This is a genomic window from Halomonas sp. LMYGS-3, from assembly GCF_059509875.1.
The window spans coordinates 1-544 of sequence record NZ_JCAKFQ010000081.1 but is presented as its reverse complement, the minus strand read 5'-3'; the positions used below and the strand labels follow the sequence as shown (position 1 = coordinate 544).

At 58.5% G+C, this 544-nt stretch carries 1 protein-coding gene; it reads right to left on the bottom strand.

What is annotated here, in order from left to right; all coding sequences use genetic code 11:
* On the bottom strand, positions 1-503 hold a 503-nt coding region (locus AC5W54_RS22550), incomplete at its 3' end, for a transposase (RefSeq protein ID WP_495964328.1).
* Between the last annotated feature and the right edge of the window lie 41 nt (positions 504-544).

Below are 544 nucleotides of genomic sequence, written 5' to 3'. Positions count from 1 at the left end.
TTGCGGTGCGTGAGGTGGCGTTTTCCCTTACAGGACTCCGCGAAGAAGGTCTCGTCTACCTCGATGATGCCGGACAAGGCATTGACGTTGGCGCGGGCGCTCTCTCGCAGGAAGCGATGACGCCACCGGAAGGCCGTCTTTAAATCGATACCCACTCGGGCTGCCGAGACGCGTAATGTCAGGCTGTCTCGCATGCAGCGCAGGTAGTCACACCATTTGTCACGGTGGTGCAGCTTGGCCAGGGGCGTGCCCGTAAGGCCATTGAACGTCTTGCGCCACGCAGGATTCCGGCACCGATACCGCGGCAAACCACCGGCACGCCCCCATTTGACAGGATGCTCATTGCCGCAGTGGGGACATGGAGGGTGAGATCTTGCCGTCTCGATCAGGGTGTCCGCTTGGGCGTTGATTTGCCCAACCAGCTGATGGGAAAAGTACTTTTTGAGATCGACGGGGAGGCGAGCCAGGGTCTGCTCGAGAGTTTTGAGGTCTGCGCGCTTCATGGTGTACTCCAGGGGAAACTGGATATACAGTAGTTTATACA